At 66.4% G+C, this 14,726-nt stretch carries 14 protein-coding genes; 5 read left to right on the forward strand and 9 right to left on the reverse strand.

Annotated elements, in window-relative coordinates:
• Nucleotides 1-62: 62 nt before the first annotated feature.
• Together QX041_RS21015 and QX041_RS21020 are read right to left on the reverse strand one after the other, a co-directional pair.
• Complete coding sequence (locus QX041_RS21015) at nucleotides 63-464, reverse strand: YkvA family protein (protein WP_315716752.1); 402 nt, start codon at nucleotides 462-464, stop codon at nucleotides 63-65.
• A gap of 105 nt (nucleotides 465-569) precedes the next feature.
• Nucleotides 570-917: a 4a-hydroxytetrahydrobiopterin dehydratase gene (locus tag QX041_RS21020; protein WP_316166469.1), complete on the reverse strand. Its 348-nt coding sequence runs from the start codon at nucleotides 915-917 to the stop codon at nucleotides 570-572.
• Between the two features lie 330 nt (nucleotides 918-1,247).
• Between QX041_RS21020 and QX041_RS21025 the strand changes: the two genes are divergently transcribed.
• A complete protein-coding gene (locus QX041_RS21025) occupies nucleotides 1,248-2,591 on the forward strand; it encodes a TAXI family TRAP transporter solute-binding subunit (RefSeq protein WP_315750546.1) in 1,344 nt (447 codons plus the stop codon).
• Nucleotides 2,592-2,730: 139 nt separating this feature from the next.
• Nucleotides 2,731-4,302: an alkaline phosphatase D family protein gene (locus tag QX041_RS21030; protein ID WP_315750547.1), complete on the forward strand. Its 1,572-nt coding sequence runs from the start codon at nucleotides 2,731-2,733 to the stop codon at nucleotides 4,300-4,302.
• Nucleotides 4,303-4,347: 45 nt separating this feature from the next.
• Here the strand turns inward: QX041_RS21030 and QX041_RS21035 are convergent, their stop codons facing one another.
• Nucleotides 4,348-4,722, reverse strand: coding sequence for a response regulator (locus tag QX041_RS21035; protein ID WP_316166425.1), 375 nt, complete (start codon nucleotides 4,720-4,722; stop codon nucleotides 4,348-4,350).
• 167 nt (nucleotides 4,723-4,889) lie between these two features.
• On the opposite strand from QX041_RS21035, the gene QX041_RS21040 reads away from it, so the two are divergent.
• From QX041_RS21040 to QX041_RS21050, 3 genes are all read left to right on the forward strand, one after another.
• Entirely contained in the window at nucleotides 4,890-5,651 is a 762-nt protein-coding gene (locus QX041_RS21040) for a Crp/Fnr family transcriptional regulator (RefSeq protein ID WP_315716746.1), read from the forward strand.
• 403 nt (nucleotides 5,652-6,054) lie between these two features.
• The gene (typA, locus tag QX041_RS21045; protein WP_315716745.1) at nucleotides 6,055-7,881 is read left to right on the forward strand and encodes a translational GTPase TypA; all 1,827 of its coding nucleotides are present in this window, start codon (nucleotides 6,055-6,057) and stop codon (nucleotides 7,879-7,881) included.
• Nucleotides 7,882-8,007: 126 nt separating this feature from the next.
• Nucleotides 8,008-9,252, forward strand: coding sequence for an NAD(P)/FAD-dependent oxidoreductase (locus QX041_RS21050; protein WP_316166426.1), 1,245 nt, complete (start codon nucleotides 8,008-8,010; stop codon nucleotides 9,250-9,252).
• 97 nt (nucleotides 9,253-9,349) lie between these two features.
• Here QX041_RS21050 and QX041_RS21055 read toward each other — a convergent pair whose 3' ends face one another.
• From QX041_RS21055 to QX041_RS21080, 6 genes are all read right to left on the reverse strand, one after another.
• Nucleotides 9,350-10,234: a LysR family transcriptional regulator gene (locus tag QX041_RS21055; RefSeq protein WP_316166427.1), complete on the reverse strand. Its 885-nt coding sequence runs from the start codon at nucleotides 10,232-10,234 to the stop codon at nucleotides 9,350-9,352.
• 7 nt (nucleotides 10,235-10,241) lie between these two features.
• Entirely contained in the window at nucleotides 10,242-11,312 is a 1,071-nt protein-coding gene (locus tag QX041_RS21060) for a YeiH family protein (RefSeq protein ID WP_409977905.1), read from the reverse strand.
• Nucleotides 11,313-11,444: 132 nt separating this feature from the next.
• A complete protein-coding gene (locus QX041_RS21065) occupies nucleotides 11,445-11,855 on the reverse strand; it encodes a thiol-disulfide oxidoreductase DCC family protein (RefSeq protein WP_315716742.1) in 411 nt (136 codons plus the stop codon).
• The gene (locus QX041_RS21070; RefSeq protein ID WP_316166428.1) at nucleotides 11,855-13,180 is read right to left on the reverse strand and encodes an SDR family oxidoreductase; all 1,326 of its coding nucleotides are present in this window, start codon (nucleotides 13,178-13,180) and stop codon (nucleotides 11,855-11,857) included. Before QX041_RS21070 ends, QX041_RS21065 begins: the two co-directional genes overlap by 1 nt.
• A 10-nt stretch (nucleotides 13,181-13,190) precedes the next feature.
• Nucleotides 13,191-13,658, reverse strand: coding sequence for a DUF2269 domain-containing protein (locus QX041_RS21075; protein ID WP_316166429.1), 468 nt, complete (start codon nucleotides 13,656-13,658; stop codon nucleotides 13,191-13,193).
• 9 nt (nucleotides 13,659-13,667) lie between these two features.
• Nucleotides 13,668-14,573: an alpha/beta hydrolase family protein gene (locus tag QX041_RS21080; RefSeq protein ID WP_316166430.1), complete on the reverse strand. Its 906-nt coding sequence runs from the start codon at nucleotides 14,571-14,573 to the stop codon at nucleotides 13,668-13,670.
• Nucleotides 14,574-14,726 lie beyond the last annotated feature (153 nt).

A 14,726-nucleotide genomic window follows, 5' to 3' on the forward strand; every position in this document is an offset into this window, starting at 1 on the left:
TTGCTGTTGTGCCCTTCCGATGCGCTGACTGCGGGCGCCCGGCTTGCCGGCCGGAGCCGCCGTCAGCCGATATTCTCGCCGTCAGCGTTCTTGTCTGCCGCCAGCCGCGCGAGTACGGCGCGGGCTGCCGCATGATGGTCGGGCGTGATGTGCGAAGCGACCATGCGGATGGCGGTGGCGAGCACCGCCGCGTCGTCGGTGAAGCCGAGGATGGGCAACACGTCAGGCATGAAGTCGAACGGCACGACGAAGTAGGCGATGGCGCCGAGCAGGGCGACCTGTACGTGCCGGGGTGTCTCCTTGTCGAAGGCGCAGTAATACGCCGCAAGCAGCTCCTCGGCGAATGGCAGCCGCGCGACAACCTTCTTGAACTTGATCCAGAAACGACGGCGAAGGGTCTCGCGATCCCGGGCCAGCCGCTCCGCGGGCTCGAAGCCAACGCTGTAGTCGGTCGCATCCGACATGATGTCCGATCTCCGGTTCCCGACGGCGCTGGGGGCGCGGTCCTCGCCCTCGGATGTGGTGATGGCGACGCCGGCCGCAAGGCGCGTGCCGTCGTCGCCAAGGTCTCAGCCGCGCATCGTCGCGGCGATCGCATTCATTGCCTTGGCGAGCGCGATGTCGCGCATGGTCACGCCGCCTGCGTCATGGGTCGTGAGGACCACCTCGACGGTGCGGTAGACGTTGCGCCACTCGGGATGGTGGTCAGCCTTTTCAGCGGCCAGGGCGACGCGGGTCATGAAGCCAAAGGCTTCGTTGAAGTCTGTGAATGTGAACGTGCGGGCGATGGCCTCACGGCCTTGCGCCTCAGACCAGCCGGGAAGCTCCCGCAAGGCGGTGGCGCGTGCCTCCGTCGACAATGGTTGCGGCATCTCGATCTCCTCTTGTGCTGCAATCGACCGGACACGTGGCGGCATCCGGGTGATTGCGGGGCTACCTCCGGCTGGATCGCGCTGGTGTCCGGTTGCCAAGACTAACCGAAAACGCATCCCGATCAGAGCCTTGTCACAGGCGCGATGCCGGAGGCGCTTGGAACTGCCCCGATCCTCCGGCGACTGGTGCGATGGTAACCATGACGCAGATGTCACCCCGGGCGGACAAGAAATTTGCTACAGTTCGGCTCTATTGAAGGACGACGTGGCCAGACGAAGCCGCCTGTGGCATCGCCCGGGCCTGGGACCACCGGAGGACGGGATCTGGTAGATACTCAGACCACGCCAGCGCAGCGCTCACGGATGCGCCCTGCCGTGTTCATCGTCATCGCCGGGATCCTTGCGGTCGTCGGCGCTTTGACGGGGGCCTACTATTTTGCGATGCGTCCCGTGGTGCTCAAGATCGCGGTCGGTCCGCCCAACAGCGACGACCTGAAGGTCGTCCAGGCCCTGACCCAGGCCTTTTCCCAGTCGCACGCCTCCGTCAGGCTGCGGCCGGTTCCGACCGAGGGCGCCGCACAGAGCGCGCAGGCGCTGGCCGCAGGCAAGGTTGATCTCGCGATCGTCCGGGGTGACCTCGAGGTCCCAAAGAACGCGCAGGCCGTGGCGACGCTGCGCAAGAACGTCGCCGTGCTCTGGGTGCCTCCGGGCGGCAAGGGCAAGGGTCGCAAGGGCGCCAAGATCACCAAGATCTCCCAGCTCGCGGGCCACAAGGTCGGCATCATCGGTCGGACCCCGGCGAACGCCAATTTGCTGAAGGTGATCCTGCATCAGTACGGCGTCGACGCCAGCAAGGTCGAGATCGTCCAAGTCCCGATCACCGAGGCCGCCGAAGCCGTGCGCAACCAGCGGGCGGACGTCTATCTTGCGGCCGGACCCATCAATAGCAAGATCACGGCGGATGCGATCGCCGCTGCCACCAAGGACGGCGGCACGCCGACCTTCCTGGCGATCGATTCGGCCGAAGCGATCGCGCAGAACCACCCCGAATATGAATCGACCGAAATTCCCGCCGGCGCGTTTGGCGGCTCGCCCGATCGTCCCGAGGACGAGGTGAAGACCATCAGCTTCAACCACCACATCGTGGCGCGCAAAGGCCTGTCGGATTCGACAGTGTCCGCGTTCACCCATCAGCTGTTTTCGGTGCGCCAGCAATTGCTGTCGGAGTTCCCGCTGGCTGCCAAGATCGAGACCCCCGACACCGACAAGGACGCCGCGATTCCGGCGCATCCCGGCGCGGCGGCGTTCATCAACGGCGAGGAGAAGACCTTCCTCGACCGCTACAGCGACTACATCTGGTGGGGCCTGATGGCGCTTTCGGCGATGGGTTCGGCCGGTGCGTGGTTCGCCGGCTATCTCAAGCGCGACGAACGCACCATCAACACCTCGCTGCGCGATCGTCTGCTGGAGATGATCACGATCGCGCGCAAGAGCGATTCGACCGAGGAGCTCGACCAGCTGCAGAGCGAGGCCGACGAGATCCTGCGCAACACGCTGACCTGCTTCGAGGACGGTGCAATCGAGCACGCGGCGTTGACCGCGTTCAACATCGCGCTCGAGCAGTTCCACAACGCGGTGGCCGATCGCAAGCTCATCCTGATGAGCATGCCCGCCAATCTGCAGCGAACCGGCGCGCAGTTGCGTGCCGCCGGCACCTGAGGGCGGACCATGTTCGCCCTGCGGCCGCGTCACGCGCTGTCCACGGCGCGATTGTAATTCCAGCGTCATCAATCTTTTCTAGGTCTGCCGGGCCGTGGCTCGCGCCGGCTCCCACGCGCGATCCGACCAGGAGATCCGCATGACGCTTCGCATTCCTCGATCGCACACAGCCCTGTCCCGCCGCCGCTTCCTGTCGACGGCCGCCGCAGCCGGCGTCACGACGCTGGCGATGCCCTATCTGAGCCGCGCCGCCGACCGGCCGCAGATCACGCATGGCGTGCAGTCCGGCGACGTCGGCATGGATGGTGGCGTGGTCTGGGCGCGCGCGGACCGGCCGTCGCAGATGCTGGTCGAGGTGGCGACCACCGAATCGTTCAAGGACGCGCGTACGCTGCCTCCGATTGCCGCGCTTCCGGAAAGCGACTTCACGGCCAAGATGCTGATCGACGGCCTTCCGAGCGGCCAGGACATCTTCTACCGTGTCAAGTTCCGGGACTTGTCGCATACCGCCGTCGAAAGCGAGGCCGTGGCCGGCCGCTTCCGCACCGCGCCAGGCAACAAGCGCGACGTCTCGTTCGTCTGGGGCGGCGACGTGGCTGGGCAGGGCTGGGGCATCAATCCCGATGATGGCGGCATGTTCACCTTCTCGACGATGAAGAAGCACCGCCCGGACTTCTTCCTGCACTCCGGCGACACCATCTACGCCGACGGTCCGATCAAGTCCGAGGTGAAGCTGCCGGACAACAAGGTGTGGAAGAACCTCACCGTGGAAGAGAAGGCCAAGGTCGCCGAGACGCTCGACGAATTCCGTGCCGCCCACAAATACAATTTCCTCGACGAGAACGTTCGCGCCTTCAATGCCGAGGTGCCGATCTTCGTGCAGTGGGACGATCACGAGGTCACCAACAACTGGTCGGCCTCCAAGGAGCTGCCCGCCGCCTACAAGGAGCGCAACATCCAGTTGCTCGCGGCCCGCGCGGCGCGCGCCTTCCACGAGATGTATCCGATGCGCGAGAGCATCATCGAGCCGGGCCGAGTCTATCGCACCATCAACTATGGCCCGCATCTCGACGTGTTCGTGCTCGACGAGCGCAGCTACCGCGGCGCCAACGGTCCCAATCTCGAGGACAAGTATGGTCCGGCGTCCTACTTCATCGGGCCGGAGCAGATGCGCTGGTTGAAGCAGGCGCTGCTCAATTCCCGCGCGACCTGGAAGGTGATCGCCTCCGACATGCCGCTCAGCATCATCGTCTATGACGACGCGGCCAACAAGAAGGGCTCGGAAGCCATCGCCCAGGGTGACGGCCCGGCGCGCGGCCGCGAGCTCGAGATTGCCGAGGTCCTGCGCTTCATCAAGACCGCGCCGATCCAGAACACGGTGTGGCTGACGGCGGACGTGCACTACGCGGCCGCGCATTATTACGATCCGAACAAGGCGCAGTTTCAGGATTTCGAGCCGTTCTGGGAGTTCGTCTCCGGTCCGCTGCATGCCGGCACGTTCGGTCCGAACGAGCTCGACAACACCTTCGGCCCCGAGGTGCGCTTCATCAAGGCGCCCGGCCTCGACAAGCAGAATCTGCCGCCGTCGGCCGGCATGCAGTTCTTCGGCCACGTCAAGATCGAAGGCGCCACGGGCCAGATGACCGTGACCCTGCGGGATCGCGCCGACGTCGCGCTGTGGTCGACCACGCTCGATCCGAAGCTGGGCTGAGGTCTCGTTGTTCGGCGGCAAGACGACCGCGTGCGGCGACGGCAACTAATCGCGTCGCCGCAGCGCCGCCTCCAGCGCCTCGGTCGGGCAAGGCTTCGGCAGCCGCGGCCGGTCGGCGAATGCGGGTGGCACGCGGTCGGCGCCATAGCCGGTCGAGAATGCGAAGGGAATGCCGAGCGCCGTCAGCCGCTCGGCAATCGCAAAGCTCTTTTCGCGGACCAGGCCGACATCGAGCAGCGCGAATTGCGGGACGCGCTCGGCGATCATGGCGAGCGCGGTTGCGACGTCGGCTGCGATCCTGACGTCGGGAACGCCGAGGTCGGTGATCGTGTCTTCCAGTCCGAGTGCAATGATGGGGTCGTCTTCGACGACCAGCACATGCTGATAGAACTCGGGCACGCCTGATTGCGAGCTGGTCATGGGATCTGCGGGTTCCAGGATGAGGGATGGACCCCGCGGCCGGCGCCTCCTCTCGAGCGCGCTGGCGGGTTCCTGGAACCAAGGCAGCATATCAGAGTTCCTGTGTCGGTGCACTTGTGAACACAAGGTGCACGGATCACGCACATGCGTTGCGCACGGGGATGACGATGCTGAGCCAAGGTGTGACCACGCTGAGCCGGGAGCGGCCCTACAACAACCTGCTGCGGCGGCTCAGTCCGGCCGACTACGCGCTGATCTCGCCGTATCTGGTGGAGGACGAGGCAACGCCGAACGAGCTGCTCTACAGTCCGGGTGACGACGTCCAGATCGTGCATTTTCCCTGCGGGCCGGCGCTGACGTCCTATCTCGTTCCCAATGAGGATGGCCGCGACGTCGAGACCATCCTGGTCGGCCGCGAGGGCGCCGTCGGCGGGATCGTCAGCGAAGGCTTCCTGCCGGCCTACACACGGATCGTCGTCAAGTTCGGCGGCCCGTTCGCACGGCTGCCGCTGTCCCGCCTGGCGGCCGCCAAGCTGCAATCCAAGACGCTGCGCAACGTGTTCGCGCGCTACGCCGATTGCATGCTGGCGCAGATGTTCCAGTCGACCGCCTGCAACGCAATCCATTCGATCGAGCAGCGGACGGCGAAGTGGATCGTGGCCGCGATGGACCGTACCGATGGCGAGCCGATCGTGCCGCTGACGCATGAGCAGCTGGCAACGCTGCTGGGCGTCGGCCGCAGCTACGTCAGCCGGGTTGTCCAGACCTTCAGGGCCGAGGGCATTCTCGAAACCCGCCGCGGCGCCTTCATGGTGCGGGACTTCGACGCGCTGAAGCGCCGCTCCTGCCTGTGCAACGAGGCCGTGAAGACCCATTTCGAAGAGGTCCTGCGCGGCGTCTATCCGACCGAGCAGGCCGCGGCGGGCTGAGCCTGCAGGCGCCATTGACGTCCCGCGTACAGACTCCAGCCAACCGCGTTGGCTGTCAGCGCTGGTCCTCGTGGGATTGCCGGTCGGAGTGGTTGATCTTGTCTTCTCCCGCGCCTCCCGGAGGCGCGTGGCGGCGGAGGCGTTAGCCAGCCGCTCGGAAACCGCTCCCCGTTCCTGAAAGCAGTCATTGTTTTTTGGCATTTTCTGCCTATATTGCGCCGCAACGCGTGAGGTCTGCCCGGTCGATTGGCCGGGCTTCCTATTTGGGGCTGCCGGCCCCTGCCGCCGAACGAGTTTCGCGAGCGCGCGTCGCAAAGCTAACAGCTTGATTCGACTATAACAAAGCGCGCGCCCCGCCGGGGACAGAGCACGGGCTCTTGAGAAAGCTTAGAAGACACCGACCATGAATCTTCGCAACATCGCCATCATCGCCCACGTCGACCACGGCAAGACCACCCTGGTTGACCGTCTCCTGCAGCAGTCGGGTACCTTCCGCGAGAACCAGAAGGTCGCCGAGCGCGCCATGGACTCGAACGATCTGGAGCGCGAGCGCGGCATCACCATCCTGGCCAAGGCCGCCTCGGTGCAGTGGAAGGACACCCGCATCAACATCGTCGACACTCCCGGCCACGCCGATTTCGGCGGCGAGGTCGAGCGCATCCTGAACATGGTGGACGGCGCCCTGGTGCTGGTCGACGCCGCCGAGGGCCCGCTGCCGCAGACCAAGTTCGTGGTCTCCAAGGCGCTCAAGGTCGGCCTCAAGCCGATCGTCGTCATCAACAAGGTCGACCGTCCCGACGCCCGTCCGACCGAGGTCATCAACGAGGTGTTCGACCTGTTCGCCGCGCTCGACGCGTCCGAGGAGCAGCTCGACTTCCCGATCCTGTACGGCTCGGCCAAGCAGGGCTGGATGGCCGAGAGCCCGGAAGGTCCGAAGGACGCCGGGATGCAGCCGCTGTTCGACCTGGTGCTGCGCCATGTGCCGGCGCCGTCGGTCGAAGAGGGGCCGTTCCGCATGATCGGGACCATCCTGGAGGCCAACAACTTCCTGGGTCGCATCATCACCGGCCGCATCACCTCGGGCAGCATCAAGCCCAACCAGGCCGTGAAGGTGCTGAACGCCGAGGGCAAGGTCGTCGAGCAGGGCCGTATTTCCAAGATTCTCGCGTTCCGCGGCATCGAGCGCGTGCCGCTCGACGAGGCCGAGGCCGGTGACATCGTCGCGATCGCGGGCCTGACCAAGGGCACCGTCGCCGACACGTTCTGCGATCCCTCGGTCGAGACTCCGCTCCCGGCGCAGCCGATCGACCCGCCAACCGTGTCGATGTCCTTCATCGTCAACAACTCGCCGCTGGCGGGCACCGAAGGCGACAAGGTCACCAGCCGCATGATCCGCGACCGCCTGCTGCGCGAGGCCGAGGGCAATGTCGCGCTGCGCGTCGTCGAATCCGCCGACAAGGACGCCATGGAAGTGTCGGGCCGCGGCGAATTGCAGCTCGCGATCCTGATCGAGACCATGCGCCGCGAAGGCTTCGAGCTGTCGGTGTCGCGTCCGCGCGTGGTGCTGCAGAAGGACGAGGCCACCGGCGCGTGGCTGGAGCCGATCGAGGAGGTTGTGATCGACGTCGACGAGGAGCATTCCGGCGTCGTCGTGCAGAAGATGAGCGAGCGCAAGTCCGAGATGATCGAGATGCGCCCCTCCGGCGGCAACCGCCTGCGGCTGGTGTTCTACGCGCCGACCCGCGGCCTGATCGGCTATCAGGGCGAGCTGCTCACGGACACCCGCGGCACCGCGATCATGAACCGCCTGTTCCACGGCTATGCCCCGTTCAAGGGCGAGATCGCCGGCCGCCGCAACGGCGTCTTGATCTCCAATGACCAGGGCGAGGCGGTGGCCTACGCGATGTTCAAGCTGGAGGACCGCGGCCCGATGATGATCGAGCCGGGCTGGAAGGTCTATCGCGGCATGATCGTCGGCGAGCACACCCGTGACAACGATCTCGAGATCAACGTCTTGAAGGGCAAGCAGCTCACCAACATCCGCACCACGTCAAAGGACGAGGCAGTCCGCCTGACGCCGCCGATCAAGATGACGCTGGAAAAGGCGCTCGCTTATATCGAGGACGACGAGCTGGTCGAGGTCACGCCGAAGTCGATCCGGCTGCGCAAGAAGCATCTCGATCCGAACGAGCGCAAGCGCGCCGAGAAGCAGAAGGAAGCGGTGGCGTAATTTCCGCCCTCCATTCTCAAATGCGTCATGGCCGGGCTTGTCCCGGCCATCCACGTTTTGGGGCTTGCGAGGACGACGTGGATGCCCGGCACAAGGCCGGGCATGACGACGGAGTTGGATGAGCCAATGTCTTTCCCATCCTCCATCGACATCGCCATCATCGGCGCGGGTGCCGCGGGCCTCGGCGCCGCACATGCGCTGCAGGACAAGGGCGTCTCGTTCATCGTCCTGGAGGCCCGCGACCGCATCGGCGGCCGCGCTCACACCATCATGGCTTCGCCTGATGTCACCTTCGATCTCGGCTGCGGCTGGCTGCATTCGGCTGATCGCAACTCCTTCGTCGGCATCGCCGAGCGGCTTGCTTTCACTATCGACACCAGTCGGCCGCCCTGGCGTGACCAGGCCTATGACGCGGCATTTCCGCGCGACGAGCGTGAGGAGTTCTTGCGGGCGCTGGAGGCGTTCTTTACGCGCACCGCAGAGGCCGCCAAGAGTGGCCGAGATGCCCCGGCGAGCATCTGCCTGGAGCCTGGCAATCGCTGGAACGGCATGATCGATGCGATCTGCACCTATCTCAACGGCTGCGAGCTCGACCAGATGTCGCTGCTCGACTTCGAGGCCTATGAGGACACCGAGCTGAACTGGCGGATCCGCCGCGGCTATGGCGCCCTCGTTGCAGCCTACGGTGCGGACCTGCCGATCGTGCTCGACTGCAACGTGACGCTGATCGACCGTGGCGACAGGCGCATCCGCCTGACGACGTCACAGGGCACGCTGACGGCCGACAAGGTCATCGTGACCGTGCCGACCAATCTCATCGCCGACGAAGCGCTCCGTTTCACGCCGGCGCTGCATGCCAAGGTCGAAGCCGCCGCTGGCCTGCCGCTCGGTCTCGACAACAAGGTGACGCTGGCGCTCGACGGCTGGGAGCACCTGCCGAGGGATTCGGGCATGCGCGGCCGCAGCCACACCGCGCGGGTCGGCAGCTTCCAGCTGCGCCCGTTCGGCCAGCCCTGCATCGAAGGTTTTTATGGCGGCAGCTTCGCCCGCGACATCGAGGCGGCGGGCGAGGGGGCCTTGGCGGCGCAGGCGATCGACGACATCGCGGCCCTGCTCGGCAACGACATCCGCAACAGCCTCCGTCCGCTCGCCGAGTCCCGCTGGGGCGCCGACCCGTTCGCGCGCGGCGCCTATTCGCATGCACTGCCCGGACATGCCGACAAGCGCGCCGTGCTGGCCGCGCCGGTTGATGATCGGCTGTTCTTCGCCGGCGAGGCGACGCCCCCGGATTTCTTTTCGACCGCCCATGGCGCGCGTGACAGCGGCGAGCGCGCGGCGCGGGAAGCTCTGGCGTCATTAACCAGGCGCTAGTCCATCGATCGTCATTGCGAGCCCAGCGAAGCAGTCCAGACTGTCACCGCGGTGGGATTTCCGGGTCGCTTTCGCTGCGCTCGCGATGACGTGCCGATCAATACGTCTCCTCCACCATCCGCAGAAACTCCCGTGCGGCCTGCGTCTGGTGATGCTCTTTGTGGCGCAGGCTGTAGAAGTGCCGCTTGGGCAGCTCGATGTTGGCGACGGCGAGCAGCCCGGCCTTGACGGCGCGCATGACCACGAGGCGCGACAGCACCGTGACGCCGGCGCCGGCTTCGACGGCGCCGCGCACGGCCTCGTTGGACGGCAGGTCGAACACCACATCGAGCTCGGCCGGAGTGATTCCGAAGCGGCCAAGCGCTGTTTCGAGCGCGGCGCGCGTGCCGGAGCCCTGCTCGCGCAACACCCAGCGCGCCGTCTTCAGGTCGCTGGTTGTCACTGACCTTCCGCGGCACAGCGGATGATCGATCGGACCGACCAGCACCATGTTGTCCTCCGCGACCGGCTGAGCCGTGAGCACGGGATCGTCGACATCGCCCTCGATGAAGCCGAGATCGGCAGAGCCCTCGCGGACCTGGGTCGCGACCTGCTCGGTATTGCCGATCGACAGCTGCAGCCTGATCGCCGGATGCGCGGCACTGAAGCGGTGAATGAAGGCCGGCAGCCAATAGCCCGCGATGGTCTGGCTGGCCGCCAGCGCCAGCTGCCCCCGCTTCAGGCCGGCGAGATCGTTCAGCACGGTCTCGGCGGCGGCCGCGCGCGCCAGCACCGCCTTCGCTTCGACGAGAAACGCCTTCCCGGTCGCCGTGAGCACGATGCGGCGTCCGACTCGATCGAACAGCCTGGTCTCGTAGCGCGCTTCGAGCGCGGCCACGGCCGCCGATGTCGCCGACTGGGTTAAATTGAGGTCGCGCGCCGCCTGGGTGACGTGCTCGCGGGTCGCGACCGCAACGAAGATCCTGAGCTGTTCGAGCGTCACAAGCGTCCTATGTGGTGAGCTTCACCAGGGCCAGGCTGAAGCCTGCGATGAACAGGAAGGCGAGCAGGCCCAGCGCCAGCGGCCGCAGGCCCTTGGCCTTGAGCTTGGCGAAATCCGTTTCCAGTCCCATCGCGGCCAGTGCCATCGACAGCAGGAACGTGGTCGCCGTCACGATCACCGTCTTCATCTCGGCGGGAATGCTGATCACGCTGTTGAGGCCAACCAGCGCGATGAAGCCGAACACGAACCAGGGCAGTGGCGGCTGCGCATTGCCTCGGGTCTCGCCGCCATGGCGCGCACGCCGCGTTGCCAGCAGGCCGAGCGTGAGCACGACCGGCGCCAGCAGCATCACGCGGGCCAGCTTGGCGATGGTGCCGAACTCGCCGGCCTGCTGGCCCTGCTGAAACGCGGCCGCGACCACCTGGGCGATCTCGTGAATGGAGGCGCCGCTCCACAGGCCGAAGGCGTGCGCGTCGAGATGCAGCAGCGCCGGAAGCAGCGGATAGATGAACATTGCGATCGAGCCGAACACCGTGACGCAGGCCACCGCATAGGCGACGTCCTCGTCATGAGCGCGCGTGACCGTGTTGGTCGCGATCACGGCGGACGCACCGCAGATCGAGGTGCCCGCGGCGATCAGCTCAGCCAGCTTGCGATTGACGCCGAGCAGCTGTCCCATCCACACCGTGAACAGGAAGGTGCCGGTGAGGCTCAGCGCGATCACGGCGAGACCACGCGCGCCGACCTCGACGATCTGCGTCGCCGTCAGTTGCAGGCCCAGCAGGATGATCGCCAGCCGCAGTACGCGACGCATGGAGAAGGCGACGCCGGGCTTGGCCCGCGCCGGTGTGCCGACCACGTTGTGCAGCGCCATCCCTGCCACGATCGCCAGGATCATCGGGCTGAACAGGCCGAGGCCCGGCAGCAGGCGCAGCCCGAAGGCGCCGGCCGCGAGCGCCGCGGACAGCGCGAGCCCGGGCAGCAGCGTCGGTGCCGCCGGCGTCGCGGGCGCGTGCGCAGGTCGATGATGAATGGCAACGGGCGCATCGGCGATCAGATCGTGCGAGGGGGCAGCCATGGAAATCTCTCCCAAACCAAGTGCGAGGAAGAGAATTTCATGCTGTGAACAATCGATCCAACAGATTATATCGCACGTATCATTCGATTCAATCGATTAATCGCCCACTGCCGCATCTCGCCGCCGACCGGATCACGACTCCAGCACCCGCTTGCGCAGCTCGGCATCCGGCACGAAGCAGGATTCGTATTTGCCGAAGATGTGGTAGCGGTTGCGTGCGACCACGCCATAGACCGCATCGCGCAGCGGCTTCGGAATGGCGCGCAGCGCGCGCGTCCAGCCCCAGCCCGGCAGGTTCGACAATACGGTCAGCGCAGCATCGGATTTCAGATGCGCCTTGCCGCCATGCACGACCGCGTTGGTGTCGGGGTCCTGGGGATCGATGCCGAAGGCCTGTGCCAGCCGGGTGCCGTAGGGCGACTGGATCGGCGTGAAGCGGAAGCGCCTGGCGGTGTCGCGCGCGATCACGAACTGCACCCAGCGGGAGCAGAACACGCAGACGCCGTCGTAGAGGATCACGTCATCGTCGGGCCAGTTGGTCATCAGCGATTGTCCATCATGAGCAGCGCGACCAGCATCAGCACGATCGCAGGTCCCGTCTTCACCAGGGCGCCGAGCGGCTCGAGCCAGAGATCGGGCGTGAGGATCGCGCAGCCGAGCATGTAGCCGAGCGAGACGAGGATGCCGGCGGCGAGCCCGAATGTTGCGGTTCTGCGGAACGCGATCAATAGGCCGACCGAAATGTCCATCATGCTGGTGATCGCCGCGAACGGAATCGCAAAGCCTTCCGGCCAGCCGCGCGTGGTCAGGACCGCCGTGGTCGCCGGGAACGAGACGAACAGTGCAATCGACCCCGATGTGACCCAGAACAGCACGAGGCTCGCGATGATCAGTGCCTTGATCAGGAACAGCCGCGCGAACCATTTGTCCTGAATGGTGGCGCCACGCACGCCGACGGCGTCCAGCGTCGTGGGTGTGATGCCGGTTGCCGCGACCCATGGTGCGGGATCGCCGTGCACCCCGCGGCGAAGCTCGGCGATCGCGGTGGTGCGCATCGGCGGCATCCAGCCGAGCCGGCTGCAGAGGTCACCGGCGAAAGCGCCGAGATTGATCAGTGGTGCGGGCGCGGCAACGCGCGGCCAATCCGTCGTGCCGAAACTGCGCCGAAACGCATCGACGACGTCGCCAAGCGTCACCGCCTCGGGCTGCATCAGGTCCCAGCTCACCGCGCGCGTCGCCTCGTCATCGATCGGCCGCATCGCGAGCCAGGCGATGGTCGCGGCGATGTCCGCCACCGCCACCGGCTGGAACGGCGTCGCCGCATCCCTCGCCGGCAGGTCGACCGGAAGCGCCGCGAGCGCGCGGACCATCGCGCTGCCGCCATAGGCCGATGGCGCGATCACGAAGCCCGGGCGCAGGATGGCGTAGGGAATGTCTGAGGATGCAATCAACTGCTCCGCCTCGCGCTTGGTGGTGGCGAAGGCGGTGCGATCCTGATCGGCCGCGCCGGGGATCGAGATGTGGATGAAGCGCACGCGACGGCCGCAGGCCGTGATCGCTGCGAGTAGGCGCGCGACGAACTCACGATGCACGGCAGCGGTATCGCTGCCCGGACCATCCTGCAGCACGCCGAGGCAGTTGACGACGACATCGATCTCGTGGGCGCGGATCAGACTCGCCAAAGCCGGCGCGTCGAGCGCCATGATCGGCAGCTCGATGTCGAACGGCGACGCGCGTTGCGATGGCGAGAACGCGCGCGCGACGCCGACCGTCGCACAGCGACGTCGGCGCAGATCGTCGGTGATGAAGCGTCCGATCAGGCCGGAGGCGCCAAGCACGAGGATGCGGGGGGTGGTCGACGTGATCATGCGCGTCTCGTCAGAACGGCTTTGCGATCATCAGCCAGAGAATGGCCATGACCGCGCCGAAACCGGGGATGCCGCACAGGAACCAGCGGCGGAAGACGATGAAGTAGCGCGGCGGCAGCGCCTGTGCGCTGATATCAGCAGCACGGGCGAGGTCGCGCAGTTCGATCTGCATGAAGATCACGGGGACCCAGAACAGGCCGGCGACGGCGTAGAGTGCGAGCGAGGTGAGCAGCCAGCGTTCGCTCACGGCCGTGGACGACAGCCACATCAACGTGCCGCCGGTGACCGGTTGCAGCAGCACCGCCGAGAGCGTGAACAGCATGTCGGCAATGACGACGACGCCTGCGGTGCGCGCGATGAACGCGGCCTCGCCGCTCAGATGCGCCATCAGCATGAAGAATGCGATCCCCGTGCCGGTGCCGAGAATGACGATGGCGCCGAGCACGTGGAGATATTTGACCAGGAAATACAGCGTCATCGTGTCCTGCTAGTTCGGCGGCATCGGATGCGTCGATCGACGTGTCGTTGTCAGCGCCCGCGACAGCAAATCCGCCGCCAGTGCCACGCCGTCGTCGTGCTCGATCATCCAATGCCCCTCCTCGCCGGACGCTGGCAACAGCTTGAAGTCCGCCTGGCCTCCGGCCAAGCCGAAGGCCTCCGCAAGCCGACGCGAAAGCGGCGGTGGAAAGTAGCTGTCATTGGCCGCGACCAGCCACGTGACCGGCACGCGCGCGCCGCGTCCGAACGCGCGGGCCGTATCAAGCAGGCGCGCCTCTGCACAGACGCGCCCTGGCATGTCGTCGGCATGGCCGCCACGGCCGGGCGCGAACACGATGATTGCCGAGACGATCTGCGGCGGTTGATCGGCGAGTGCCAGCGCGCCCCAGCCGCCGGCCGAATGGCCGACGATGACGGCGCCGCCCTTCGCCGCGAACGGCTGCTCGCGCATGTAGGCAAGCGCGCGCGAAATCTGCGCCGCGGTCGCGCGTCCCGCTTTCTCGTAGTCCGCGTCGGCGCAGCCGCCCTGGTCTTCGACATAGGGACCGCCGGTGCGGCCGTGCCCGAGCCGCTCCGGGACCAGCACGGCATAGCCCCGCCCGACCAGGAGACGCGCCAGCGCCGTGTAGGTGGGCTGCGGCAGCTGTGCCCGCCACAGCGGATTCTGCGTCGAGGCATGCGCGATCACCGCCAGCGGAAACGGTCCACCGCCAGCAGGCCGATAGAGGATCGCATGCGCGGGAATTTCGGTCTCGATCGACGGAATCAGCCATTGCTGCCGGCGCGCCGGCTCGGCTTCGGGCGACGCGGGACCGAACGGCTGTGCCGTTGCGCCGGCTGCGACCGACAGGACGACCAGCGCGAGCAACCATGAGACGCAGCGAAGCAGCACCATTCAGCCGAACGGGAGGATGTTGAGCCTGCGCCACACTAGCCGAGGCCGCGGCCCGTCCGATGCGATTTTTCCTACGCGGCGTGAGGCTGCGGTGACAGGGCACCGTCGACCCCCAACAATGTTGCGAAATTGTCCCTTTTCGGCACAGCTTTC

It is taken from the genome of Bradyrhizobium sp. SZCCHNRI2009, assembly GCF_032485115.1.
Taxonomy (GTDB): Bacteria; Pseudomonadota; Alphaproteobacteria; order Rhizobiales; family Xanthobacteraceae; genus Bradyrhizobium.